Origin of the sequence: Enterobacter cloacae complex sp. CDL013 (assembly GCF_049238805.1) — a bacterium.
In the GTDB taxonomy this organism is placed as follows: domain Bacteria; phylum Pseudomonadota; class Gammaproteobacteria; order Enterobacterales; family Enterobacteriaceae; genus Enterobacter; species Enterobacter hormaechei_C.
On record NZ_JBMKGT010000001.1, the window covers coordinates 603,141 to 626,073 of the forward strand.

General features: G+C 53.8%; 24 protein-coding genes and 6 pseudogenes. 24 read left to right on the forward strand and 6 right to left on the reverse strand.

All coding sequences use genetic code 11. The features are described from left to right. Positions 1 to 6: 6 nt before the first annotated feature. Genes ACOTXD_RS02930 through ACOTXD_RS02940 form a run of 3 tightly spaced genes read left to right on the forward strand, consistent with a single transcriptional unit; the run spans position 7 to position 3,921 of the window. Complete coding sequence (locus ACOTXD_RS02930) at positions 7 to 1,587, forward strand: hypothetical protein (protein ID WP_022651712.1); 1,581 nt, start codon at positions 7 to 9, stop codon at positions 1,585 to 1,587. Continuing rightward, on the forward strand, positions 1,584 to 2,540 hold the full coding sequence (locus ACOTXD_RS02935) for a carbamate kinase family protein (RefSeq protein ID WP_022651711.1): 957 nt from the start codon (positions 1,584 to 1,586) through the stop codon (positions 2,538 to 2,540). The genes ACOTXD_RS02930 and ACOTXD_RS02935 overlap by 4 nt, the downstream gene beginning before the upstream one ends. Position 2,541: 1 nt before the next feature. Next, positions 2,542 to 3,921 carry an amidohydrolase family protein gene (locus ACOTXD_RS02940; RefSeq protein ID WP_058672811.1) on the forward strand — a complete coding sequence of 460 codons (1,380 nt, stop codon included), beginning with the start codon at positions 2,542 to 2,544 and terminating at the stop codon, positions 3,919 to 3,921. Between the two features lie 18 nt (positions 3,922 to 3,939). Here the strand turns inward: ACOTXD_RS02940 and ACOTXD_RS02945 are convergent, their stop codons facing one another. Beyond that, positions 3,940 to 4,860, reverse strand: a complete 921-nt coding sequence (locus ACOTXD_RS02945; RefSeq protein ID WP_003862214.1) for a LysR substrate-binding domain-containing protein — start codon at positions 4,858 to 4,860, stop codon at positions 3,940 to 3,942. 215 nt (positions 4,861 to 5,075) lie between these two features. On the opposite strand from ACOTXD_RS02945, the pseudogene ACOTXD_RS02950 reads away from it, so the two are divergent. The 5 genes and pseudogenes from ACOTXD_RS02950 (at position 5,076) to ACOTXD_RS02970 (ending at position 8,353) form a co-directional block, all read left to right on the forward strand. Then, positions 5,076 to 6,406, forward strand: a pseudogene (locus ACOTXD_RS02950) (MFS transporter). A gap of 36 nt (positions 6,407 to 6,442) precedes the next feature. Beyond that, positions 6,443 to 7,192 carry an SDR family NAD(P)-dependent oxidoreductase gene (locus ACOTXD_RS02955; RefSeq protein ID WP_003862216.1) on the forward strand — a complete coding sequence of 250 codons (750 nt, stop codon included), beginning with the start codon at positions 6,443 to 6,445 and terminating at the stop codon, positions 7,190 to 7,192. Positions 7,193 to 7,204: 12 nt separating this feature from the next. Then, a pseudogene (locus ACOTXD_RS02960) lies at positions 7,205 to 7,354 on the forward strand (transketolase); the annotation flags it as partial. A 4-nt stretch (positions 7,355 to 7,358) separates the two neighbouring features. Next, positions 7,359 to 7,547, forward strand: a pseudogene (locus ACOTXD_RS02965) (transketolase family protein); the annotation flags it as partial. 74 nt (positions 7,548 to 7,621) lie between these two features. Further along, positions 7,622 to 8,353, forward strand: coding sequence for a class I SAM-dependent methyltransferase (locus ACOTXD_RS02970; protein WP_022651705.1), 732 nt, complete (start codon positions 7,622 to 7,624; stop codon positions 8,351 to 8,353). Here the strand turns inward: ACOTXD_RS02970 and ACOTXD_RS02975 are convergent. Next, positions 8,350 to 8,952 (reverse strand): short chain dehydrogenase, encoded by a 603-nt coding sequence (locus ACOTXD_RS02975; protein WP_061856233.1) that lies wholly within the window; start codon positions 8,950 to 8,952, stop codon positions 8,350 to 8,352. The two genes, ACOTXD_RS02970 and ACOTXD_RS02975, sit on opposite strands and share 4 nt — an antisense overlap. Before the next feature lie 97 nt (positions 8,953 to 9,049). Here ACOTXD_RS02975 and ACOTXD_RS02980 point away from each other — a divergent pair, with 97 nt between their 5' ends. Both ACOTXD_RS02980 and ACOTXD_RS02985 read left to right on the forward strand, forming a co-directional pair. Then, positions 9,050 to 9,937 carry a LysR substrate-binding domain-containing protein gene (locus tag ACOTXD_RS02980; protein WP_048244800.1) on the forward strand — a complete coding sequence of 296 codons (888 nt, stop codon included), beginning with the start codon at positions 9,050 to 9,052 and terminating at the stop codon, positions 9,935 to 9,937. Between the two features lie 20 nt (positions 9,938 to 9,957). After that, entirely contained in the window at positions 9,958 to 11,139 is a 1,182-nt protein-coding gene (locus ACOTXD_RS02985) for a PLP-dependent aminotransferase family protein (protein ID WP_045335665.1), read from the forward strand. Between the two features lie 75 nt (positions 11,140 to 11,214). Here ACOTXD_RS02985 and ACOTXD_RS02990 read toward each other — a convergent pair whose 3' ends face one another. Further along, entirely contained in the window at positions 11,215 to 11,562 is a 348-nt protein-coding gene (locus ACOTXD_RS02990; RefSeq protein WP_022651701.1) for a HigA family addiction module antitoxin, read from the reverse strand. A 10-nt stretch (positions 11,563 to 11,572) separates the two neighbouring features. Continuing rightward, positions 11,573 to 11,872, reverse strand: a pseudogene (locus ACOTXD_RS02995) (type II toxin-antitoxin system RelE/ParE family toxin). A 205-nt stretch (positions 11,873 to 12,077) separates the two neighbouring features. Between ACOTXD_RS02995 and ACOTXD_RS03000 the strand changes: the two are divergent. The 5 genes and pseudogenes from ACOTXD_RS03000 to ACOTXD_RS03020 form a co-directional block, all read left to right on the forward strand. Then, positions 12,078 to 12,314, forward strand: a pseudogene (locus tag ACOTXD_RS03000) (putative holin); the annotation flags it as partial. After that, positions 12,304 to 12,582, forward strand: a complete 279-nt coding sequence (locus ACOTXD_RS03005; RefSeq protein WP_017384386.1) for a phage holin family protein — start codon at positions 12,304 to 12,306, stop codon at positions 12,580 to 12,582. The pseudogene ACOTXD_RS03000 and the gene ACOTXD_RS03005, both read left to right, overlap by 11 nt. Continuing rightward, entirely contained in the window at positions 12,582 to 13,211 is a 630-nt protein-coding gene (locus ACOTXD_RS03010; RefSeq protein ID WP_117309009.1) for a glycoside hydrolase family 19 protein, read from the forward strand. The genes ACOTXD_RS03005 and ACOTXD_RS03010 overlap by 1 nt, the downstream gene beginning before the upstream one ends. A gap of 7 nt (positions 13,212 to 13,218) precedes the next feature. After that, positions 13,219 to 13,500: a hypothetical protein gene (locus tag ACOTXD_RS03015; protein ID WP_049019289.1), complete on the forward strand. Its 282-nt coding sequence runs from the start codon at positions 13,219 to 13,221 to the stop codon at positions 13,498 to 13,500. Continuing rightward, complete coding sequence (locus tag ACOTXD_RS03020) at positions 13,451 to 13,642, forward strand: hypothetical protein (RefSeq protein WP_061856230.1); 192 nt, start codon at positions 13,451 to 13,453, stop codon at positions 13,640 to 13,642. The genes ACOTXD_RS03015 and ACOTXD_RS03020 overlap by 50 nt, the downstream gene beginning before the upstream one ends. A 284-nt stretch (positions 13,643 to 13,926) precedes the next feature. Here ACOTXD_RS03020 and ACOTXD_RS03025 read toward each other — a convergent pair whose 3' ends face one another. Continuing rightward, positions 13,927 to 14,502 carry a hypothetical protein gene (locus tag ACOTXD_RS03025; protein ID WP_096946627.1) on the reverse strand — a complete coding sequence of 192 codons (576 nt, stop codon included), beginning with the start codon at positions 14,500 to 14,502 and terminating at the stop codon, positions 13,927 to 13,929. Between the two features lie 148 nt (positions 14,503 to 14,650). Between ACOTXD_RS03025 and ACOTXD_RS03030 the strand changes: the two genes are divergently transcribed. The 7 genes from ACOTXD_RS03030 to ACOTXD_RS03060 all read left to right on the forward strand — a co-directional run bounded on the left by ACOTXD_RS03030 (position 14,651) and on the right by ACOTXD_RS03060 (position 20,415). Next, on the forward strand, positions 14,651 to 16,108 hold the full coding sequence (locus ACOTXD_RS03030; protein ID WP_061856229.1) for a glycosyltransferase family 2 protein: 1,458 nt from the start codon (positions 14,651 to 14,653) through the stop codon (positions 16,106 to 16,108). Positions 16,109 to 16,148: 40 nt separating this feature from the next. Next, the gene (locus tag ACOTXD_RS03035; protein ID WP_072204436.1) at positions 16,149 to 16,661 is read left to right on the forward strand and encodes an HNH endonuclease signature motif containing protein; all 513 of its coding nucleotides are present in this window, start codon (positions 16,149 to 16,151) and stop codon (positions 16,659 to 16,661) included. Further along, on the forward strand, positions 16,642 to 17,232 hold the full coding sequence (locus ACOTXD_RS03040; protein WP_061856290.1) for a hypothetical protein: 591 nt from the start codon (positions 16,642 to 16,644) through the stop codon (positions 17,230 to 17,232). The genes ACOTXD_RS03035 and ACOTXD_RS03040 overlap by 20 nt, the downstream gene beginning before the upstream one ends. Then, entirely contained in the window at positions 17,232 to 17,588 is a 357-nt protein-coding gene (locus tag ACOTXD_RS03045) for an HNH endonuclease (RefSeq protein ID WP_072143984.1), read from the forward strand. The genes ACOTXD_RS03040 and ACOTXD_RS03045 overlap by 1 nt, the downstream gene beginning before the upstream one ends. A 14-nt stretch (positions 17,589 to 17,602) precedes the next feature. After that, complete coding sequence (locus ACOTXD_RS03050; protein ID WP_053004003.1) at positions 17,603 to 18,166, forward strand: HNH endonuclease; 564 nt, start codon at positions 17,603 to 17,605, stop codon at positions 18,164 to 18,166. 115 nt (positions 18,167 to 18,281) lie between these two features. Then, positions 18,282 to 19,124, forward strand: coding sequence for a phage terminase small subunit P27 family (locus ACOTXD_RS03055; RefSeq protein ID WP_421766367.1), 843 nt, complete (start codon positions 18,282 to 18,284; stop codon positions 19,122 to 19,124). Positions 19,125 to 19,185: 61 nt separating this feature from the next. Next, the gene (locus ACOTXD_RS03060; RefSeq protein ID WP_127353300.1) at positions 19,186 to 20,415 is read left to right on the forward strand and encodes a phage tail protein; all 1,230 of its coding nucleotides are present in this window, start codon (positions 19,186 to 19,188) and stop codon (positions 20,413 to 20,415) included. Here ACOTXD_RS03060 and ACOTXD_RS03065 read toward each other — a convergent pair. After that, positions 20,381 to 20,854 (reverse strand): annotated as a pseudogene (locus tag ACOTXD_RS03065) (phage tail protein); the annotation flags it as partial. The gene ACOTXD_RS03060 and the pseudogene ACOTXD_RS03065 overlap by 35 nt on opposite strands. A 409-nt stretch (positions 20,855 to 21,263) precedes the next feature. Here ACOTXD_RS03065 and ACOTXD_RS03070 point away from each other — a divergent pair. Then, on the forward strand, positions 21,264 to 21,812 hold the full coding sequence (locus ACOTXD_RS03070; RefSeq protein ID WP_061856286.1) for a recombinase family protein: 549 nt from the start codon (positions 21,264 to 21,266) through the stop codon (positions 21,810 to 21,812). A gap of 115 nt (positions 21,813 to 21,927) precedes the next feature. Continuing rightward, on the forward strand, positions 21,928 to 22,350 hold the full coding sequence (locus tag ACOTXD_RS03075) for a hypothetical protein (RefSeq protein WP_032671399.1): 423 nt from the start codon (positions 21,928 to 21,930) through the stop codon (positions 22,348 to 22,350). Positions 22,351 to 22,933 lie beyond the last annotated feature (583 nt).

The following is a 22,933-nucleotide window of genomic DNA, read 5'->3' on the forward strand; positions in this document are numbered from 1 at the left end:
GCATCCATGAAAAACATGAAACTGGAGTGGAAAAGAGGTGACTGGGCAGCTTATTTCGGGTTGATGACCAACAACCTGACCAATTTGCTGACCATGATGGGGTTGCTCATTTTTGTCGTCGGCATCCCGAAGGAGATTGTTTATGGACGCATCGCGCCAGCCTTCGGGCTGGCGGTGCTGGTGGCGAGTCTTTGCTATACGTGGTTTGGCCTGCAAATGGCGCGCGCTACCGGACGAACGGACGTCACCGCGTTGCCGTCCGGCCCGAGCGCGCCGTCGATTTTTACCGTGACCTTCCTGGTCTTAATGCCGGTTTACCAGCAAACTGGCGATGCGGATTTCGCGATTCAGATTGGCCTGGTGTGGTGCTTTGTGGAAGCGATGATCCTCGCGGGCGGTTCCTTCCTGGGGGAAACCATCCGCAAGATGATCCCGCGCACCGTGCTGCTGTCGTGCCTGTCCGGTCTTGGCTTGCTGCTGCTGGCGATGAACCCGATGTTGCAGGCGTTCGAAGCGCCGACCGTGTCGTTTATCGTCCTGCTGCTGATCTTCATTAACTGGTTCGGTAAAAAGCCGATTTTCGCCCGTATCCCGACCGGCCTGCTGCTGTTAATTGCCGGTACTCTACTTGCGTGGATCTCTGGCCTGCAAAGCCCGGATGCCATTAAAGCGTCCATGTCATCCTTCGGCTTTAACCCGCCGGAAGTGCACGTGGACAGCTTTATGCAGGGGCTGCCGCACGCGCTGCCTTATCTGGCGTCCGCCGTACCGCTGGGGCTGGCAAACTACATCTTTGACCTGGAGAACATCGAAAGCGCCCACGCGGCGGGGGATGAATACCCGACCCGCAAGGTAATGCTGGCGAACGGTCTGGCCTCGATGCTCGGCTGCCTGATGGGCAATCCGTTCCCGGTCACGGTCTACGTCGGCCATCCTGGCTGGAAAGCGATGGGCGCCAGCATCGGCTACACCCTGGCGTCCGGCGTGACCATGTTCATCGTGCCGCTGTTCGGGCTGGGGGCCTTTATGCTCGCCATCATACCGATGACCGCCATCGTGCCGATTCTGGTGTTTATCGGCGTCGTCACCGCCAACCAGGTGGTGAGGGAAACCCCGAAAGTGGAGGTGCCCGTCATCTTCATCTGCCTGTTCCCGTGGATCGCCAACTGGGCGCTGACCATGATGAACAGCGTGATGAGCGCCGCGGGGACCAGCGCGGCGAAAATCGGCACCGACGTGCTGCACAGCAAGGGGATCTACTACGAAGGCCTGATGCATCTCGGCAACGGCGCGCCGCTCGCCAGCATGCTCTGGGGCTGTATCGCCATCTTCGCCATTATCAACAAACCGCTGCGCGGGGCCGTCGCCGCCGCAGGAGGCGCCCTGCTGGCGCTGTTTGGCGTGATCCACGCCCCGGTGGTGGGCTTTGCCGAGGGCAGTTCCCTGATGTTTGTCACGGCCTACCTGATGATGGGCGGGATGTTTGTGGTGAAGCATGTGCTGGATACCTCTGTTAATCCCCCTCTCCCTGTGGGAGAGGGCCGGGGTGAGGGCACCAGAACGCACCTTCTAAAGGAAACAAAATGAAAGAGCTTATGGTCGTCGCCATCGGCGGCAACAGCATTATCAAAGACAACGCCAGCCAGTCGATTGAGCATCAGGCGCAGGCGGTCAAAGCGGTGGCTGAGTCGGTGCTCGAAATGCTGGCCTCGGACTATGACATCGTGCTCACCCATGGCAATGGCCCGCAGGTGGGGCTGGATCTGCGCCGCGCCGAAATCGCCCACGAGCGGGAAGGGCTGCCGCTGACCCCGCTGGCAAACTGCGTGGCGGATACCCAGGGCGGCATCGGCTACCTGATCCAGCAGGCGCTCAACAACCGCCTGGCGGCGCGTGGCGAGCAAAAGGCGGTCACGGTCGTCACCCAGGTGGAGGTGGATAAAAACGATCCCGGCTTTACGCACCCGACAAAACCGATCGGCGCGTTCTTCAGCGAGGCGCAGCGCGACGAGCTACAGCTCGCGCACCCGGACTGGCATTTTGTCGAGGATTCAGGCCGGGGCTATCGCCGCGTGGTGGCCTCGCCCCAGCCGCGGCGCATCGTCGAGGCGGATGCGATTAAGGCGCTAACGCAGAAAGGTTTTGTGGTCATCGGCGCGGGCGGTGGAGGCATTCCCGTGGTGCGCAGTGAACAGGGCGATTACCAGAGCGTGGATGCGGTTATCGATAAAGATCTCTCCACCGCGCTGCTGGCGCGCGAGATCCGCGCCGACGTGCTGGTGATCACCACCGGCGTGGAGAAAGTGTGCGTGAACTTCGGCAAGCCGAACCAGCAGGCGCTGGATACCGTCAACGTGGCGCAGATGACGCGCTACATGGATGAGGGCCACTTCCCGGCGGGCAGCATGTTGCCAAAAATCGTCGCTTCGCTGGAATTTTTACGCCATGGCGGCAGGCGCGTAATCATCACCTCGCCGGACTGCCTGCCCGCAGCGCTGCGCGGTGAAACGGGTACCCATATTATTAATGAAGGAAGATAAGATGAGTGAGAATAAAAGCCGCCGCGAGTTTATCAGCCAGAGCGGCAAAATGGTTACTGCCTGCGCGCTGTTTGGCGCCATGGGTTCCGTCGCGTATGCTGCCGATTCTGTAAAGGCAACCTGCGAGACGGGTAAACCGATGAACATCACCGCAAAACATTACTATCTCGACAACGTGCTGCTGGAAGCCGGGTTTAACTACGACGGCAGCGTGGCGACAAGCACACGCACCGAGCTGAAAACGCTGGAAATCAAAGACGGGAAAATCGTCGCCCTGCTCGACAACAACAGCCACACTGATGCGGCCCTGCCGCACTTCGACGCGGGCAAAAAGCTGATGCTCCCGGCGATGCGCGACATGCACATTCATCTGGATAAAACCTTCTACGGCGGCCCATGGCGCTCCCTGAACCGTCCGGCGGGCACCACCATTCAGGACATGATCCGCCTGGAGCAGAAGCTGCTGCCGGAGTTACAGCCCTACACGCAAGAACGCGCCGAAAAGCTGATCGACCTGATCCAGTCCAAAGGGTCCACCATCGCCCGCAGCCACTGCAACATAGAGCCGGTTTCCGGCCTGAAAAACCTGGAAAATTTGCAGGCGGTACTGGCGCGCCGGGGCGCAGGCTTTGACTGCGAAATCGTTGCCTTCCCGCAGCACGGCCTGCTGCTGTCGAATTCTGAAAAGCTGATGCGCGAGGCGATGCAGGCGGGGGCGCATTATGTGGGCGGGCTGGACCCAACCAGCGTCGACGGCGCGATGGAGAAATCGCTAGATACCATGTTCCAGATTGCGCTGGATTACGACAAAGGGGTGGATATTCACCTGCATGAAACCAGCCCGGCGGGCGTGGCGGCGGTGAACTACATGGTAGAAACCGTGGAGAAAACGCCGGCGCTGAAGGGGAAGCTGACCATCAGCCACGCCTTCGCGCTGGCCACGCTTAACGAACAGCAGGTGGATGAGATCGCCACCCGCATGGCGGCACAGCAGGTAACCATCGCCTCGACCGTGCCGATTGGCACCCTGCACATGCCGCTGAAGCAGTTACGTGATAAAGGCGTGTTTGTCATGACCGGTACCGACAGCGTGATCGACCACTGGTCGCCGTACGGTCTGGGGGACATGCTGGAGAAAGCCAACCTCTACGCCCAGCTCTATATTCGCCCGAACGAGCAGACGCTTTCGCGGGCGCTGGGCATCGCCACCGGCGACGTGCTGCCGCTGAACGACAAAGGTGAGCGCGTGTGGCCTAAAGCGCAGGACGACGCCAGCTTTGTGCTGGTTGACGCCTCCTGTTCCGCCGAGGCGGTGGCGCGCATTTCTCCGCGCACCGCGACGTTCCACAAGGGGAATCTGGTCTGGGGCACGGTCGCCTGACGCCACGTTGGGGTATCGCTACAGGTGATACCCCGACAATCGCAACTCACGGTCAATCCACTCGACGAACTGCTGGATCTTCCACGCGCGTTCGTTCATGTGCGGCATCACCAGATGGTGCGCGTTGATGGCGATACCCATTTCATCAGGCAGCACCTGCACCAGCGAGCCATCCTTCAGGTGATCGGTAGCCATCATTTTGCTCTCCAGAATAAACCCAAGCCCCATGCGCGCCGCTTCAAAGCTCATGTAGGAGCGGTCGAAGCTGAGGCTGAAATTAAGCCAGGGCCTGTCGATATTGTGCCAGGCGAACCATTTCTCCCAGTTCACCAGAGTGCTGGTGGACGAGATAAGCGACTGTTGCAGCAGATCGGCGGGCGTGCTGATGGGATGCTCTTCTGCATAGTCCGGCGAGGCCAATACCACCAGCGTGTCGTTTTTAATGGTCATCACCCGGTAGGCGTCCCAGTCCGGAATACCGTGACGGATATCAATGTCGATATTATCTCTGGCGAACTGTAGGTTCTCATAGGAGCAGGTGAGATTGATGGTGATATCAGGATATTCGGCGCGGAATCTGCCCAGACGGCGCAACAGCCAGGACAGCCCGAAGGTGGGGGAAGAGTGCACGCGAAGCACAGCATTGTCTTTTTCTTTCACGATTTGATCGGTGGCGCGCCCGATGGCGCTCATCGCCGCCGAGACCTCCCGCAGATATTGTTCTCCCGTCGGGGTGAGTTGAACCCCTTTGCCGCTGCGGATAAATAATTTCTTGCCCAGCCACGATTCCAGCGACGCGATCTGGTGGCTTACCGCCGAAGGCGTGACGTTGAGCTGTTCCGCCGCCTGATGGATGCTCAGGGCGTTAGCAACGGCGATAAACGCCTGCAAATTTCTGAGCGAGGGCAGCGATAACGTCTGGCGATCCTGCGCGGACATGGCCTACTCCTTACACGATAATTGATAAAAAACATAACATTGAGACTGCGAGCGGGCAATTTTATCCCGATGTTATTTTTTTGAGCTGTATCGCGAATCAAATTTATCTCAGCAATAAATGAGCTTTATTGAATGGCGTTTCATGGGTGAGCCGATATATTGACGTTGAACGCAATAATAAAACGACTCACGGTGTTCGAATAATGAGGTAAGTTATGTCTCGTATAGAACAAGCTGTCCCCTACATAAAGACTAAAAAAACCAATTACCGTTTCGTTGTGCTGGCATTAATTTTTATTGTTTATGCCATTAACTATGCTGACCGAACAAATATTGGTGCAGTACTGCCGTTTATCATTGACGAATTTCATATCAATAATTTCGAAGCCGGTGCCATCGCCAGCATGTTTTTTTTGGATACGCCCTGAGCCAAATTCCTGCGGGCTTTTTTATTGCCAAAAAGGGAATTCGCGGCATGGTGGCACTGTCGATATTCGGCTTCTCTGCCTTTACCTGGCTGATGGGCACCGCAACCTCAGTTCTGGGCCTGAAGTGTATCCGCCTGGGGCTGGGGTTAACAGAGGGGCCGTGCCCGGTCGGGCTGGCCTCCACCATCAATAACTGGTTTCCGCCAAAGGAGAAGGCCACGGCCACGGGCGTCTACATCGCCGCCACCATGTTCGCGCCCATCCTCGTGCCGCCGCTGGCAGTGTGGATCGCCATGATCTGGGGCTGGCGCTGGGTCTTCTTCTCCTTTGCGATCCCCGGTCTGGTCATTGCCGTCCTGTGGTATCTGCTGGTACGCACCAGGCCGTCCGAGAGCGCATTCGTCTCGAAAGCGGAGCTGGAGACCATTACCGCCGGTCAGGAGACCCCGGACGCCAGACGGGAAAATATCGTGATTTCACCAGGCTTTGCACGCCTCGATCGGCTGATCCGCGTGCGGGAATTAGCCCCGGTAAGCACGGTCAAAGGGCTGTTTACCTCGAAGAATATTCTCGGCGACTGCCTGGCCTATTTTATGATGGTCAGCGTGCTGTACGGACTGTTGACGTGGATCCCGCTCTATCTGGTGAAAGAGAAAGGCTTTACGTTTATGAGCATGGGGCTGGTCGCCAGCATGCCGTGCATCGGTGGATTTATCGGTGCGATTTTTGGCGGCTACGTCTCCGACAAACTGCTCGGCCGCCGACGTAAACCGACCATGATGTTTACAGCCATCAGCACCGTTTTAATGATGGTTATTATGCTGAATATTCCGCAAAGCACCGTCGCGGTTTGCGTCGGGTTATTTTTTGTCGGCCTCTGTCTGAATATCGGCTGGCCCGCTTTTACGGCTTATGGAATGGCTGTTGCGGACAGTAAAACCTATCCGATTGCCGCGTCCATTATCAATAGCGGCGGTAATCTCGGCGGATTTGTTTCCCCGATGCTGGCAGGTTATCTGCTGGATAAAACAGGTAGTTTTAATTCCGTGTTTATTTATTTCGGTATTTGCGCAGCCATTGGCTTAATAATGATTATGCTGCTGGAAGAGCCGAAATAAAACATTAAATCTCTCTTGTCCTAATGGAGTAAATGTATGCTACTGAAAAATAAAGTCGCCGTTATTACCGGCGCGGCTTCCGTACGCGGTTTGGGTTTCGCTACGGCGAAATTATATGCTGAACAGGGTGCGAAAGTGGTGATTATCGATTTAAACGCTGAAGCCAGCCGGGCTGCCGCCGCGAGCCTTGGCGACGAACATCTGGGCCTTGCGGCGAACGTCAGCAATGAATTACAGGTTAATGCCGCCATTGAGCAGGTGCTGGGGAAATACGGGCGCATCGATATTCTGGTGAATAACGCCGGCATAACTCAGCCGATCAAGCTGATGGATATCAAACGCGAAAATTACGATGCGGTGCTTGACGTCAGCCTGCGCGGCACGCTGCTAATGTCCCAGGCGGTTATTCCCACTATGCGCGCGCAAAAGTCGGGCAGCATCGTCTGCATTTCATCGGTATCGGCCCAGCGCGGCGGCGGCATCTTTGGCGGCCCACACTACAGCGCTGCAAAAGCGGGTGTGCTGGGGCTGGCAAAAGCCATGGCGCGTGAGCTGGGGCCCGACAATGTGCGCGTAAACTGCATCACGCCGGGTCTTATCCAGACGGACATTACCGCAGGCAAGCTGAGCGATGAGATGAAAACGTCCATTCTGGCGGGCATTCCGCTTAACCGCCTCGGAGACGCGCAGGATATTGCCCGCGCCGCGCTGTTCCTCGGCAGCGACCTCTCTTCTTACTCCACCGGTATCACGCTCGACGTGAACGGCGGGATGCTGATCCATTAAGGAGATACGACGATGACGGATACCACAGTTCAACAGGTTGCCGCCGCGGCCTGGCGCATTCGCCGCTACGCGCTGCGCATGGGCGAAGTGCAGGGGCAGGGCTACATCGGGCAGGCGCTGGGCTATGCCGATGTGCTGGCCACCGCGTTTGCCCACGGGATGAACCAACCACAGCAGCGTAGGCGGGTTGTGCGAAGCCGTCGCGTCGCTGTTGATGCGCAACCGCGTGAACGTGGATTTCGATACCGTCGCGCTGCCGGACGCGTTCCTTGATGCGGGCGCGTTGCCCACCCTCCATGACCGCTACGGGATCTCAACCACAGCCATGGTGGAGAAAATCCGGCGCAGGCTGTGATTTATAAGACGGATACGTTGTCAACGGGCGAGGGGTGCTTTACCCTCGCCACTGTTGCGATAAAGGAGTCCGTTATGGCGCAAAACATCTACGACAACCCGGCATTTTTTGAAGGCTATGCCCAGCTTCCGCGCTCGGTTCAGGGCCTGAACGGCGCGCCGGAGTGGCCCGCGCTCAAGGCAATGCTGCCAGATTTAACCGGTAAAGCGGTTGTCGATCTCGGCTGCGGCTACGGATGGTTCTGTCGCGCAGCGCGCGAGCTGGGCGCGTCTGACGTCACGGGTGTTGATATTTCAGAAAAAATGCTCGCCCGCGCGGCTGAACTGACTGATGACAATCGGATTCACTATCAGCGTAGCGATCTGGAATCTCTGGCGCTGAAAGCGAATAGCCTCGATCTGGTCTACAGCTCGCTGGCGCTACACTACCTGCCGGAGCTGGACACGCTATTCGCCAGGGTGCAGCGCGCGCTAAAACCCGGTGGCAGCCTGGTCTTCTCGATGGAGCACCCGATTTATACCTGCGCCACCCGTCAGGGCTGGCTGACCGACGACAGCGGCGAGCGGTTCTGGGGCGTGAATCATTATCAGGACGAAAGCCAGCGCGTCAGCAACTGGCTGGCGGACGGGGTGATTAAATACCACCGCACGCTGGGCACCACGCTTAACGCACTGATCAAGGCCGGATTGACGATAAGCGAAGTCAATGAGTGGGGACCAACGCAGACGCAGGTTGACGCCTGGCCCGCGCTGGCCGAAGAGGCGGAACGCCCGATGCTGGTGCTGATCGCCGCCCGTAAGGCTTAATAGCCGACTTTATATACCCGCCCGCTCTGTACCCCTTCCACGCTGCGGCGGTAGGCCTGCGCAACGGTCGCAGCGGGAACGCTTTCAAAGCCCGGGAAGAAGCCATCATATGCTTCGACGGATTCCGTCAGCACCGTCGGGCTGATCAGGTTAATGCGGATCCCGCGCGGCAGTTCACAGGCCGCGGCGCGCACAAACCCTTCCAGCGCCGCATTCACCGTGGTGGCATTGACGCCCTGAGCAATCGGCTCGTGAGCCACAATGCCGCTTATCAGCGTAATCGAACCACCTTCGTTCAGGTAGTGCTGGCCGGTCAGCGCCAGACGAATCTGCCCCAGCAGCTTATCCTGTAAGCCCCGGTTGAACTCGCCGTCGGTCATGGTTGCGAGCGGGCCGAAGTGTACCCCACCGCTGGCGGATACAATCGCATCCACCGGGCCGATCTTTTCGAACAGCGCCTGTACGCTCGCCTGCGAGGTGATATCCACCTGATGGTCGCCCTGCGTGCGACCCATGCTGATCACCTCGTGACGACGGCTTAGCTCTTCTGTCACAGCACGACCGACCGTACCGCTGGCACCAATAATGACGATTTTCATAGCAGACTCCTTATGTTGTGAGCCTTCATTCTTTAATAAATAAAAATTCAGATAAACTGGGTTGATGTTAGAAGATTGCTAACCAGAGGTTCGGAATATGGATAAGCTTCGCGGCATGGAGACGTTCATCGCGGTGGTGGAAAGCGGCAGCTTTACCGGCGCGGCGGCCCGGCTGGAGATGTCGGCGGTGATGGTCGGGAAGTATATTACGCAGCTGGAATCGCAGCTCGGTACGCGGCTGCTGGAGCGCAACACCCGTCGCCAGAGCCTGACGGATGCCGGACGCGTTTATTTCGAAGAGGCCAGGCGCGTGCTGGAGCAGGTCTCGATTGCTGAAAACGCGGTTGAGCGCCTGCGAGCCACACCCGCCGGCACCCTGCGCGTGACAGCGCCCACCTCGTTTGGCGGCTGCGTTATCGCGCCTCTGACGGCCACGTTTTTGCAGCGTTACCCGGAAGTGCGCATCGAACTGGATCTCACCAACCGAATGGTTGATCTGGTCGAGGAAGGGGTCGATCTGGCCATTCGTATCGGTGAGATCCGTAATGAGGACCTGGTGGCGAAATATCTGTGTCCCTACAACATGGTGATCTGCGCCGCGCCGGATTATCTGGCGCGTCACGGTACGCCGCAAACGCCAGCCGATCTGGTGGATCACCTGTGCCTGTCGCACACGGTATGGACGGCGCGTAACGAGTGGCGGCTGCCGGGTGTGGAAGGCGAAGTGCGCTGGAAGCGTGATGCCGTCTTACGATGCAATGACGGCTACGGCTTACGCATGGCGGCGCGAGCCGGGGCGGGACTCCTGCTGCAACCGGAAGTGCTGGTGGCGGAAGAGCTGGCGAGCGGCAGGCTGGTTCGGGTTCTGGAAGCGTTTACGCCCGCGCCGAGGCCGGTGCATTTACTGTGGCGCCAGGATTTGCGGCCGCTGCCTAAGCTAACGGAATTTATTGCCCATATTCTGCTAAGATTGGGCACAATATAAAAAAAGAAGGTAAGTAAAGAATGTCTGCAAACAAACTCGCCAGCAGCGCGCAGGGCCTGCAATCCTCTGCCATCCGTGAATTATTAAAACATAGCAAAATGGCAGGCGTGATTTCGCTGGGTGGCGGTATTCCAAATCCGGACCTGTTCGATCATGAAGGTTTAAAAATCGCCGCTGATGCCGTGCTGTCTCAGCATTTTGGCGAAGCATTCCAGTACGGTCTGACGGAAGGCGTCCCGGGGCTGCGCGAAGAGATCCAACGCATCTCTGAAGGTCGCGGCATCGCCTGTAAAGCCGATGATGTGGTCATTACTTCCGGCTCGCAACAGTCGCTTGACGTGCTGGCGCGGGCGTTAATCAACCCGGGCGATACGGTCGTCGTGGAGCGGCCTACCTACCTCGCCGCGTTGCAGGTCTTTGGCCTGGCGCAGGCGAAATTTGAATCCGTCGGTACCGACGGCGACGGCATGAAAGTGGATGAACTTGAAGCGCTGGTGGCAACTAAAACCATCAAAGCGGTTTATATCGTGCCAACCTTTGGTAACCCGGGCGGCGTGACGCTCTCCGAAGCGCGTCGTAAACAGCTGGTGGAATTATCGAAGCGCTATGACTTCGTGATTATCGAAGACGACCCGTACAGCGAGATCAACTACACCGACGAAGCGTTCCGCCCGCTGATTGCTCATGCCAAAGATATCGGCAATGAGGATAACGTGGTGTACACCTCCACCTTCTCTAAAATCCTCGCGCCGGGCACCCGCGTGGGCTGGGTGCTGGTGCCGGAGTGGCTAAAGCGCGCGGTAGTGAACCTCAAGCAAACCACCGATCTGCACACCAGCACGCTGTCGCAGCTGATGACGTACGAATATCTGAAAACCGGTCGTCTGGCGAATCAGATTAAAATGATCCGCGAAGCCTACCGCCAGAAATACCAGACCTTTGCCAGTGAACTGGAAGCGGAGCTGGGCGATGTGATGTCGTTCCACAAGCCAAAGGGCGGCATGTTCCTGTGGGCGAAAATGAATAACGGCATCAATACGACGAAATGGCTGGAAAAAACGTTGAGCAACGGCGTCGTGTTTGTGCCGGGTGAGTTCTTCTACTGCAACGAGCCGGACCACACCACGCTGCGCATGTCTTTCGTTACCCCAACGGATGAGCAGCTTAAAGAAGCGGTTCGACGTTTGAAAATTTCCCTGTAAGCGGATGCGCATAATGGCAGATGCCGTTATGCGCCGTTCCCGTGTCGGGTAAGCGTATTGCGTGGCGCGAGCGGATCAGGCAACGTCCGGCTTGCCGGATTTTCGCTTCGCCATGACTTCCGCAACGGTTTTTATCCGGCTTAACTCCTCCTGCGTGCGGGAGTTAGATTGCGCTTCCCAGATATCAACGTTTAGCTGTAAGTTCAGCCAAAATTCAATAGTGGTATTAAAGGCTTTTGCCAGTTTGATCGCCATATCGGCAGTAAGTTTGCGATTGTTATTGACCAACGCGCTTACGGTATTGCGGTGTACATTTAGCATCTCTGCCAGATCGTTGATTTTCAGATTGAGCGGTTCAAGATACTCATACTGCAACACCTCGCCCGGCGTGGTGGGTTTGCGGAGTGCCTGTTGAAGTGTCATAGGTGATGCCTCACTTGTGTTGCGTGTACTTGTGTGGAGAGAGATAGAGATCGTCTGCTTTTCCCTCTGACCAGCGAAATACAAGCCTGTATTGTCTGTTTACCCGGATAGAGGAGTATCCCTTCAACGGAGGACTCAATGCTTCATACATATTGCCCGGTGGCGATCGTAAATCCAGGTGCGACATAGCCGCATTGATGATGTCGAGCTTTCTTGCAAGCGCTGTTTCCAGATTCAAAGGAATAACATTGCTCGATCTCCCCTAGAGAAAAAAATCCTCAAGCCATTGATCCCGAAAATGATTAATCATAATGCTGGTAAGCTCCAGTCCTTGAAGCTGAGTGGATAGTAATGCACTCCTGCACTGTGCGCAAGTGCGTTTTGTCTGTGAGTAATATTACCCCTGTCATGGCTGAAGGGAAGTGTGATGCATGACTAAAGGTTAATTCTTCGAGGCGGATTCCACGTCTTGCGTGCGGATTAATGCCCGGCGGCGCTGCGCTTGCGCGGGCCTGCGCGCCCGACTGGCAGCATATTTCCTGACGTCGTTTATCGTTGGGGTGCTTGGGGCGGGACTTATTGGCTCACTGCTAAATGCAGCTTCGCACTATGAAAAACCGCTGGATGCACTGGGTGCAGTGATTCTGTCTGCCCTGTGTATAAAAATCCTCACTTATCTTAATAACCAGGACCTGAACAACGTGTTCAAGTTTTTCTCGCGGCTACGTGGGGGAGGGGGAAATGGTAATTGACCCGTCAGCAGTCTTTAATGCGTTTATTTGTGCGGCCATCGTCATCGTGCTGATGTTTTACCAGCGACATGGCGCCCGGCATCGCCCCTTTATTTCTGTCCTGGCGTATATAACCGTGCTGGTTTACGCCGCGATCCCCTTGCAGTTCATCTTCGGCCTTTATCGTGATTCCAGCTGGCTGGTGGTGGTCGCAAACATTCTTATCTTCGCCGCCATCCTGAAGGTTCGTGGAAATATGGCGCGGCTGGTTGATCGTCTGAGGCACTAATGAACCAAACACAATTTCAGAGGGCGGCTGGTATCAGCGCCGGGTTAGCTGCGCGCTGGTTTCCACATATCGACGCCGCTATGAAGGAATACGGCATCACCGCACCGCTCGATCAGGCCATGTTTATTGCCCAGATGGGGCATGAAAGCACCAGATTTACCCGACTGGTGGAGAACCTGAATTACGCGGTTGAAAACCTGGTACCGACGTTCGGTAGCCACCGCATCACGCAACAGCAGGCAGCAGCACTTGGCAGAACAGCAACGCAACCGGCAAACCAGAAAGCGATCGCCAATCTGGTATACGGCGGTGAGTGGGGAAAAGAACACCTGGGCAATCAGGTTGCCGGTGATGGCTGGAAATATCGCGGTCGTGGGCTGAAACAGATTACCGGCCTGAGCAACTATCGCAGTTGTGGCCAGGCGTTGAAACTGGACCTTGTTACCCACCCGGAGCTGCTTGAACAGGATGAATACGCCGCGCGCTCAGCTGCATGGTTCTATTCGTCTCGCGGTTGCCTGCTCCATTCCGGCGATGTTGAGCGCGTTACGCTGCTTATCAATGGCGGCAGAAACGGGCTGGATAAACGCCGCGCGCTGTTTAACCTGGCGAAATCCGTTCTGGTGTGAGGTGAATGTGGGTATCGAAACGATAATCGGGCTGGCCGCACTGGTGATTTCCGCTATCGCCGGTGCCTTTGGCCTGGGCCATATTCGCGGCACCAGCAAAGCCGAAGCCGAAGCCAAAGCCGACCAGCAGCGCACCGAAGATAAGGCCGCCGCCACTCAAGCAGTAGCCGAACGCCGGGTAGAAGCAACGAAAGAGGCCAGTAATGTACAGCAGACTGTTAACCACATGCCTGATGACGATGTTGATCGCGAGCTGCGTGACACGTGGAAGCGTCCCGGTGGTGATTGATACCGCCTGTGACTGGGTAAAGCCAATCTACCTGACTGATCACGACATCGACGTTATGGACCGCCAGACGAAGAAAGACATCCTGGCGCATAACAAAGCGTGGCAGGCGAACTGCCAGAAGGAGAAAGCCGATTTGAAGTAACAAAGCGGGAAGACCGCAGCCGAAAGGTAATGCAGCAGTCATGATGCTGCCCCGAGTCGCGTAATGGCGAGCAGGTATAGCAGACCGTTGTGAGGGTAAATAAGGGAACGTGCTCCGGTAAAGCAGCGCGAACGCCAGGCGCGCACCGGTTATAAGCGGCGATGAAGCGACAGCAACTCAATGGCATGAGCGAGCCCACTGCGAGAAGTGGTGTTAAATGCCTCAATTAAGCTTTGAGGCATTACCTTATCATGAGCAAACTTTAAAATTATAATATGTCACGGCTAGTTGAAGAATTTTTCTGCTTCATTTAAAAAATTTCCATACCAAATATGACCAAGACGTGCCAAATCAATAGGGTTAACTGATTCCAAATCATTTCCTAAATGTGTAGTTGGAACGTTATATTTTTCTTTTCTGTTTACTACTTCCACGACTTCTATTCTGTCAGGTATTGATGTGACACTAAACGGATGCTTTGACTTAACAGTCACCCCTCCAAAATTGTCAAAATTAATTGAATCAAGTCTTAATACAGTACTACCTGGTGGCGGGTTGAATGCTAAACCTCCCTTGACATGTTTAGTGCTCTCAGCAATACCATGGTGAACACTGTTTCTTGCTTGTGTTAAATATGATAGCAACTCGTCATTTTTACGTTTTTTATTAAAGGGAGATATAAAGCCAGGCCATCGAATATTCTCCTGAGCAATGGCTTTTGTTTTTTGATAAGTGTTTTCAATTCTGCTTAGAAAGTCGCTCCAGGCTTCATCATATTCTTCATATGTACTGGATTTCTCCATCCTTGCGATACATCTTTGAGCTCTAATTAATTCAATTTTTGCTGGTTGAAAATCCATCGCTTTCTCCTTATTAAAATTGAAAACATTTAAACCTACACTCAACTCAACATCGGTGACTTGATTTCAGAATGATGGGTTTGTGAGGCACATCAACCTACCGCTTAACCAATATAATTGGTCTCACATCATAAAACGAGAAGAAATAATGCAGGTCATTATAAATGGTGTCACGTATGTACCCGCTTGCGCTTCAGCGTCACGGATTGGCATTGCCATAACTACCCATAACCGGCCAGACGTTTTAAAGCGTGCCATTGAGCAGCACATGAAATATCTGCCCGCCGGGGCGCTGGTGGTGGTTATCGACGACGGCTCTAAACCTGCCGCAGTAGTACCTGACGGCGTGCAGCTGCGTCGCCATCAAACATCACTTGGCATTGTTGCTTCGAAGAACGTCAGCTTATCCGCGCTGATAGACGCCGGATGTGAGCATCTTTTCCTTTGGGATGATGACGCCTGGCCCATCGCTGATAACTGGCACTTGCCATACATCGAATCACCCGAGCCACACCTGGCTTACCAGTTTCTCGATCTGGCTGGCACGAATAAGTTGAATGATATGGCGGTTCTGTACCGGGATGATAGGCACATCGCTTATACCGGACAGCGTGGCGTGATGCTGTATTACCACCGCAGCGCCATAGAGAAGGTTGGCGGTTTCGATCCCGTTTACGGTCGCGGCATGTACGAACACAGTGACCTCGCGCTACGTATCCATAACGCTGGCCTGACGACATGGGCTTACGTTGATGTGGTCGGTTCAGAAAAGCTGATCCATTCTCTCGATGAGCATGAAGCCGTGGAGCGTTCGGTACCGCGCCCCGACAGACAGGCGCTGGTGGAACGTAACGTGAAGATCCACAACGAACGGCGTGATTCCGGGTTTACTGGTTACGTTGAATACCGTCAGCAGCGCGACGTGGTTATCACAACGCTGCTCACCAGTCAGCCTGACCCGCAGCGCGGCACGAGAATGGTGGCCTCGCCTGACATGCTGAGCAAATGGGCGGCCTCGCTTCGCCAGTGTGGGCGTATAGCGCTGGTGGATGAATTACTTACGGCTCCAACAGATGTTGAGCTGTATCTCGTACCTGACGTGAAGATGAATGTCTACTTTCGTCGCTGGCTGCACATCTGGCAGCACCTACGAGATCACCCTGAATACCGGTTCGTCTGGTGTACCGATGGTACCGATGTCGAAATGCTTCGCGCGCCGTGGGAAGAAATGGAAGCCGGAAAGGTGTATGTCGGTTCAGAACCGAAGACCTACGCCGACACCTGGGCAAAGCAGAATCATCCGGAGCGCATCTATCAGGAGTTCATTGAAGAGCATCGCAACGATGTGATGCTAAACGCTGGGCTGCTGGGTGGTACCCGCGCTGATGTTATGGCGTTCGCTCACGGCATCATCCGACTTTACTACCGGATCGAGAGTTATCGTTTCTGGAAGAAAGAACAGGCTGGCGCCGCGGTGGGCGACATGCTGGCGTTCGGCATTGTTGCGAAGTATTTCGGCGATCGGATAGTAACCGGCCCGCGCATCCACACTATTTTTAAGTCCGATGGAGTCGGTAAAGAGTACGCTTTCTGGCGCCATAAATAATTTCATTATCCTGAAAATCCTTTAACCGGGAGGCATTGTCATGGCCGCAAGAAAGACGATTGAAGAGAGATTTTGGATAAAGGTTGATAAAAAAGGTGAAGAAGATTGTTGGTGTTGGTGTGCCGCAACAGTGAAGGGCGGTAGCGGAGAAAGAAAGTTAACTTATGGTGTTATTGGTACAGATCGAAATGCCTCTGGTAACCCAAAGGTTCTTTTAGCCCACCGGGTTTCTTGGGAAATGCATAATGGGCCAATACCGGAAGGTAAGTATATAGACCATATCTGTCACAACACCTTATGTGTTAACCCTCATCACCTCCGACTTGTATCACCAAAGCAAAACGCAGAGAACCAATGTGTTGTTGATTCCCGCTCAACATCTGGATATCGCGGCGTATCGTGGAATAAACAAAAAAATAAATGGCTTGCTTACTGCAATCATGAAGGAAAGCGTTATCACGCTGGGTTCCATGAAACAGCAGAGTTGGCAGCTGAAGCTGCACGTCGAGTCCGCAACGAGGTGTTTACCCATAATGATGCTGACAGATATTAAGTTCTGCATTGTTGGCCATCACGCTAGGCGGCAACAGGCTGTAGCGTTGGCCATGAGTATTGGCGCCCATCTCCTCCTCGATGAAGGGAATCACGGCGCAAACTGGAATCATCGCCGCGCGCTTGAATGGGCTTCATGGCAGGATTGCCGGGTAGTGATAATCGAAGATGACGCATCACCTGTTCCAGATTTTATTGAGCAGGTTAGCGAATGGCTTAACCGCTTCCCGGAATCGCTGGTGAGTTTTTACCTGGGTACTGGTAGACCACCTCAGTATCAAATGCAGATAGCCGAACGGCTGATAGTTGCTGATAAGACTCAGGCTGACTACATCACACTGCCGCGGCTGATACACGGCGTTTGTTATAGCGTACCTTCTCAGCATATTGAACGAGTCCTGTCTCGATGGGACAGCAGTAAGCCAGCCGACTATGCAGTGGGGGATGCCTATGGCGGCGCTGTGGTTTATCCGTGTTACTCGCTGGTGGACCATGCAGATGGTGAGCCTGTTGAGCGCCACCCTGACTCAGCGCCTCGAACAGAACGCCGCCGGGCGTGGAGGTTAGCCTGATGCCTGCGTTAATACCGAGAGCCTGCCGCAAGCGTGGCTGTCCTGGCACAACCACAGACCGCTCAGGCTATTGTCCCAAGCACCTTAACGAAGGCTGGCAGCAGCATCAGCGAGGACAGAGCAGGCATCAGCGAGGTTACGGCAGCAAGTGGGACAGGCTGCGCCCAATCGTTCTCGACAGAGATAAACACCTTTGTCAGGAATGCCTGCGAAATGGAAGGTATACACCCGCTGAGACAGTGGACCACATCAAGCCGAAAGCTCACGGCGGTACTGACGACCTCTCTAATCTGGAATCAATTTGCCGCGGCTGCCATAAAGCCAAGACAGCACGCGAACGCCTGAACAGAAATTAAGTAACGAGGTGAAGATGACTGAATCGAAACATGGTTCAGGGCTTCCGCACGCCCAAATGAAAGATATTCCCGGTTATCCAGGATATCTGGCAAGTGAAGATGGACTTATTTACTCGCTCCGCTCAGGTAGCGTTCGGCAGCTGTCGATGCGGCTACATAACGGCTATTGGCACGTGAATGTAAACACCGGAGTAAGCAATGATACGAAAGTGAAGAAGCAAGTACACCAGCTTGTGTTGCTTGCCTTCTCCGGGCCAAAGCCATCTGACGCCCATATCACCCGCCATCTGGATGGTAACCCGCTGAACAACAGCAAAACAAACCTCGCTTGGGGAACGCCAAAGGAGAACACTTCTGACAGCATGCAGCACGGAACTGCCGCTTGTCTGCGGCGCGGACAGCGAGCGGTAGCAACAAAATTGAAGCCTGAAATCATCCTGAGCATTGAGCGAGAGGCGAGATCTGGTAAGAGGCTGGTAGAAATTGCAAAGCGCTACGGTATTACGCACACGCATGTTCGCCGCATCAGGGATCATCTGTGCCATCCAGATATTTGGTCAAAGGGGGAGGGCGGGTAAAAACCTCAGGGGAATCACCCTAAAGGACCGCCGCCTAACCTCTTTTCACATCGCCGCAGGTTAGAAAACTTTTTTATGGGGTTCCCCACTCGATGATTAATAGGAGTTTTCGATTATGTCTGGACCACCGAAAACCCCGACCCATCTACGTTTGGTGAGGGGTAACCCATCTAAACGCCCGATCAATGAGAACGAACCAAAACCCCCTTCAGGGGTACCCCCAACGCCGAAGCATTTCGACAAGCAGGGGAAATACTGGTTTAAACGGATGGCCGACGAGCTTGATGCTATCGGTGTGATGTCTCAGCTGGACGCCAGAGCCCTTGAGCTGCTGGTTGAGGCTTATACCGAATACCGGCATCACTGCGACACGCTTGAAGTTGAGGGCTACACCTACTGCATCTATAAAGCCAGGGTAACTGTCGGTACGTCCGGCTGGGTTACTCCGACCATTGCAGGATTTGATCGCAGCAAATATCTGGTCTGCTGTAAGTGGAGCAGCCCTTACACGCTGGACTATGACGGAAACCGGCTGCTGTTTCTGAATGATGGATCAAACACGGAAGACCAGCCCATGAGCGGCACCGTTGATGTGGTCATCTTCTCGGGAGGCGTTTCGCCGGTGGCCGCGAATCCCGGATTCAATATCTATAACGCCGCAGGCCAGTGCACGTTCTCAACTGCGCGGCGCCCGTTCGTTTATCTCGGCGTTAATTTTGTGCCTTCCACCACAGCGCAGACCGTTCCCGGTGGCGGATATGTGCCCGTTGGCCGTTTTGGGCTGAGGGTCCCCAGCTTCGGTGGTGGTCGTATTTATCACTACCACTATGGGCTGGTCATGCAGAACGGGACCCTCAGGGTCGGAAGGGGAGTGTATGTCGGCTGGGCAGACAGGCAGCTGGCGAACGCCGGGGTTACGCCTATTTCACTCCCGGTCATTCCCGATATGTACGTTTAACGACTTCTAACTTAGTGAACCTCGCTCCGGCGGGGTTTTTTATTGCTTCAAAGGAGCAACTATGTCCGCAGGAACACTGACTCTGACAAATAATTCAGCCGCGGTAACAGGCAGCGGTACCGCCTTTACTACCGAGCTGGCCGTCGGCGATTTTATTGTTGTGACGGTTGGCGGCATCCCTTATACGCTCGCCATCAAAACGGTGAACAGCAATACCTCCCTGACGCTGGTCAGTAACTATACCGGACCAACGCAGGGCGGCGCTGCATGGTATGCCGTGCCGCGCGTTGCGATGAACCTTGTTACTGCTGCGCTGGTGGCACAAAGCGCCGAAGCTATGCGCGGCCTGAACTATGACAAACAGAACTGGCAGCGGTTATTCAGTGCGTCGGGCAATATAACCGTTACGCTCCCGGACGGTTCTTCATTCACCGGTCCGTCATGGCAATACATGGTCAATACAGTGGCCACAAAAACTAATGGTACAGTTCCTATAGAGCAGGGCGGTACAGGTGCAAATACTGCCAATTCTGCTCTCTCAAACCTTGGTGCTCTTAGTCTCAGCGGTGGTACATTAACAAATTCCCTGAATATCGCAGGTATCGCTGGCAACCCTTACGCTTTCACCGTTGAAGGACTTTCAACTGTTGGTAGTGTATGGGCTCATACAGTGATGGTTAACGGTACTCCTCGCTTCAGGGCAGGTGTTGCAGGCATTGGTGGTGCCGTCTCTTACCAAATCGCAGGAAGAAATAATGGTACCGATGCATTCTCTACAATGCTGTCCGTAAAACCCGGTTCAGTTGTTTACACATCTGAAAACACAACCAAAGCATCTGATGGCACCCTGAAAGCAGCTTCACCGGTAGCCAGAATCGTAAAGTCACAGAACGAGAATCAGCGTACCGATATTGATGAGAATGATTTTATCTGGTGCGGCTGCGGTACGGCTAACACAGAGGCAGAGGGCGTATCCATTTCTCGGCTCGACACAGGGGTTTACGAACTCACTGGTTCGGCTGGCCTGGCGTCTGAAGGATGGCAGTTACTACCGCCAATGGACCCATGTGGCATGGGAGAGCTTGGGATTGTTGAAGCAGAGCAGACAGTAAGCGGTGGGCTGACTATCCGCCTGTTCAAGCGAAAATACATGCTGAGTGATGACGGAGAGATTGTCAAAACGAAAGGGGAACCGATGGACGTGCCAGTGAACAGTTGGATAGATGTTCGCCTGGATATGCCTGATGATTCTGCCTTTAATCAGCGGATGAATCAGGAACTTCAGCCATAGTCATACGCTGATTCCAGATACTGTTTTGCGGCATCTCAACACGGACACTGACAAACTGTTCGGCCGGAATATCGGCCGGTTGGCCATCCACATAACCTTCCACCGAGTTCCTCGCAAATGCCGGTGCTGTCGGGTATTCCCGGTGGAATGTTTTCACGAGCACTGACCCGTCGGCATTTACCTCATAGTCAAGCCAGATTAGGGCCTGCCCATTGCGATCTTTAGGGATATCGAACCCGCCATCAATGCCGCCCCACGCCGCATCTGAGTTCATGCCCATGCAGCCCTCGATCAGATACTCTCCGGCTTTCATACGAGTTACGGTACAGTCTTCTGATTCGCCATTAGTTTCAAACGAACCGTCTGCAAACAGCTTCACAACTGGGGAAGCTGCCTTAAGCGTTCCGTCGCTAGCTTTCGTGGTATTCAGGTCATCGTAGAGTGTACGGGTATAGTCAATCGTACCATTTGAAATTAGGCCACCACTGATACGAACCGGGGCAGAGGAAACGTAAGGGATGCTTAAAAAAGCAAAAGTTCCACCTGTACGCACCCATAGAGCTGGAGATGAAGCAGCGATTCTGCCTGTAATATTTTGCTCATTTCTGAAAGGTATAAACCCGTAACCCGACAAAGCCGTTACCAGTCCAGGAGTCCCAGTTTCATTCGTAATCTTGATTCCAGATGGCCGACCAATACCAAATGCACCACCTGTCATACCTGCCCCTTCGGTTTCACCTGAGCTCTTTGTGGCCATATCTCCCAAACCGACGTTATATAGATTGCCCTGCGGCAGCCATGCCGATAAGTTCACCGGATTTTTTTGCAGAAAATATTGGGTGAAAAATATGCAAATTGGCTACGTAAGGGTGTCAACAAATGACCAAAATACTGTTCTTCAGCGGCAAGCACTCGAACGCGCAGGATGTGAACAGATTTTCGAAGAAAAAATGAGCGGAACAGTGGCAAACCGGCCAGCACTCAAAAAGCTTCTTAGGGCATTGAATGAGGGGGATACGCTGGTGGTCTGGAAGCTGGATCGCCTTGGGCGCAGCATGCGAAATCTGGTGCTGTTGGTGGACAAACTCCGGCAGCGCGGCATTCACTTCAAAAGCCTTACGGATAGCATCGACACTTCCAGCCCAATGGGGCGTTTCATTTTCCACATTATGTCAGCCTTGGCTGAGATGGAGAGGGAATTAATCGTGGAACGCACCCGGGCAGGACTGGCGGCAGCCCGGGAGAAAGGGCGCATAGGCGGTAGACGGCCAAAGTTAGCCCCTGAGCAATGGGCGCAGGCTGGCAGGCTGATCGCAAACGGAGTAGACAGAAAGCAAGTAGCGATTATTTACGACGTTGCGGTGTGCACCTTGTGTAAGAAATTTCCGGCGCAGTAGGGGCAGAGGAAAAAATATTGAACATTTAATACAATTTTCGTAATAAAGTATTTAAAGAATGTAATAAAGTTGTTGAAATTTTGGTGAGCGGTTGGGTTGAGCATTGGGGGTATTCATGGCAAAAACAGATTCTATTACACCAGAAGAGTTCAGGGCTATTCACGTTGAATTGTCTAAAATCTCATCAACTTGGGCAGACTTATGGTTAACATTGTTTTCTCTCCGTGCTGAAGGCAGCAGGGTGATTACTATTAGATATTCCGATATCGAAGATGACATGCTGCACTTGGCTGGAACTCCAAAATTTGAGCCACGAACAATTAGATTAAATTTATTGCTTTCTAAGTTAATTGCGTGCAGAAAGGATTGCAATTCTTCTGATATTTACGTTTTCCAGAGTAGATCAAATCGAGTTAAAGGATTAGCTAGGCCTGTGACTGTAATAGCAATGAATAATGCCTTAAAACAAGCATCCAAATATGTAACAAGGAAAAACATCACCATGAAAAGTGCTTTAAGGGTAATCGGAAGGAACTAGTTGGACGGGGGTTCATACACAACATACCCACCTGTGTATGGAAGATTAGGACGATGGTCTATGATCACGTCCTTTATCAAGTCATTATTCTCCCTGATGATTGTCGATTTACTACTCGATTGGATATAAGATATGTACTTGCATAAATCTTGGGAGGGATTTCAAGTAAGTGAAATGAGAACCTGATCAGAATAAATCAAACCGAGCATTGAGTAGAGTAAATAATAAAGCAGCGCATGCAAGATTTAAGAGTATAACAAAACGGGCGGAAACATTCACTGAACAAATCTCCTGATCATGTATTAGACAAAGAATGACTGTAATGTAAAACCATCTTACACACACCTACTAAAAAAGACAGATAAACCAAGGTGGCATCCGATGAGATAGCTAAGCATTTATGCCTTGGATAGGTCTTACCATCGGAGCATGGAGTTATGCTGGCTTGTTGAGTACTGAGAAATGAAGAGATTAGATGACCTGCCCCCAGGATTAGCTACAACCTTCAGTTAGTAATGTCGGTTGGTTTTTCTTCATATTTCCTGTTTCGCCAGTCTGTTGCGAATTCAGCTGGTGTCTGGTA

Bases quoted from the DNA above. Each gene is read 5' to 3' on its own strand.
- ACOTXD_RS03040 (WP_061856290.1), top strand. From the start codon at position 16,642: ATGATGCTGACAGATATTAAGTTCTGCATTGTTGGCCATCACGCTAGG.
- ACOTXD_RS02935 (WP_022651711.1), top strand. From the start codon at position 1,584: ATGAAAGAGCTTATGGTCGTCGCCATCGGCGGCAACAGCATTATCAAA.
- ACOTXD_RS03045 (WP_072143984.1), top strand. From the start codon at position 17,232: ATGCCTGCGTTAATACCGAGAGCCTGCCGCAAGCGTGGCTGTCCTGGC.
- ACOTXD_RS02955 (WP_003862216.1), top strand. From the start codon at position 6,443: ATGCTACTGAAAAATAAAGTCGCCGTTATTACCGGCGCGGCTTCCGTA.
- ACOTXD_RS03070 (WP_061856286.1), top strand. From the start codon at position 21,264: ATGCAAATTGGCTACGTAAGGGTGTCAACAAATGACCAAAATACTGTT.
- ACOTXD_RS03060 (WP_127353300.1), top strand. From the start codon at position 19,186: ATGTCCGCAGGAACACTGACTCTGACAAATAATTCAGCCGCGGTAACA.
- ACOTXD_RS02940 (WP_058672811.1), top strand. From the start codon at position 2,542: ATGAGTGAGAATAAAAGCCGCCGCGAGTTTATCAGCCAGAGCGGCAAA.
- ACOTXD_RS03020 (WP_061856230.1), top strand. From the start codon at position 13,451: ATGTTGATCGCGAGCTGCGTGACACGTGGAAGCGTCCCGGTGGTGATT.
- ACOTXD_RS03005 (WP_017384386.1), top strand. From the start codon at position 12,304: ATGGTAATTGACCCGTCAGCAGTCTTTAATGCGTTTATTTGTGCGGCC.
- ACOTXD_RS03075 (WP_032671399.1), top strand. From the start codon at position 21,928: ATGGCAAAAACAGATTCTATTACACCAGAAGAGTTCAGGGCTATTCAC.
- ACOTXD_RS03050 (WP_053004003.1), top strand. From the start codon at position 17,603: ATGACTGAATCGAAACATGGTTCAGGGCTTCCGCACGCCCAAATGAAA.
- ACOTXD_RS02970 (WP_022651705.1), top strand. From the start codon at position 7,622: ATGGCGCAAAACATCTACGACAACCCGGCATTTTTTGAAGGCTATGCC.
- ACOTXD_RS02975 (WP_061856233.1), bottom strand. From the start codon at position 8,952: ATGAAAATCGTCATTATTGGTGCCAGCGGTACGGTCGGTCGTGCTGTG.
- ACOTXD_RS02990 (WP_022651701.1), bottom strand. From the start codon at position 11,562: ATGACACTTCAACAGGCACTCCGCAAACCCACCACGCCGGGCGAGGTG.
- ACOTXD_RS03035 (WP_072204436.1), top strand. From the start codon at position 16,149: ATGGCCGCAAGAAAGACGATTGAAGAGAGATTTTGGATAAAGGTTGAT.
- ACOTXD_RS03030 (WP_061856229.1), top strand. From the start codon at position 14,651: ATGCAGGTCATTATAAATGGTGTCACGTATGTACCCGCTTGCGCTTCA.
- ACOTXD_RS02985 (WP_045335665.1), top strand. From the start codon at position 9,958: ATGTCTGCAAACAAACTCGCCAGCAGCGCGCAGGGCCTGCAATCCTCT.
- ACOTXD_RS02930 (WP_022651712.1), top strand. From the start codon at position 7: ATGAAAAACATGAAACTGGAGTGGAAAAGAGGTGACTGGGCAGCTTAT.
- ACOTXD_RS03055 (WP_421766367.1), top strand. From the start codon at position 18,282: ATGTCTGGACCACCGAAAACCCCGACCCATCTACGTTTGGTGAGGGGT.
- ACOTXD_RS02980 (WP_048244800.1), top strand. From the start codon at position 9,050: ATGGATAAGCTTCGCGGCATGGAGACGTTCATCGCGGTGGTGGAAAGC.
- ACOTXD_RS03010 (WP_117309009.1), top strand. From the start codon at position 12,582: ATGAACCAAACACAATTTCAGAGGGCGGCTGGTATCAGCGCCGGGTTA.
- ACOTXD_RS02945 (WP_003862214.1), bottom strand. From the start codon at position 4,860: ATGTCCGCGCAGGATCGCCAGACGTTATCGCTGCCCTCGCTCAGAAAT.
- ACOTXD_RS03025 (WP_096946627.1), bottom strand. From the start codon at position 14,502: ATGGATTTTCAACCAGCAAAAATTGAATTAATTAGAGCTCAAAGATGT.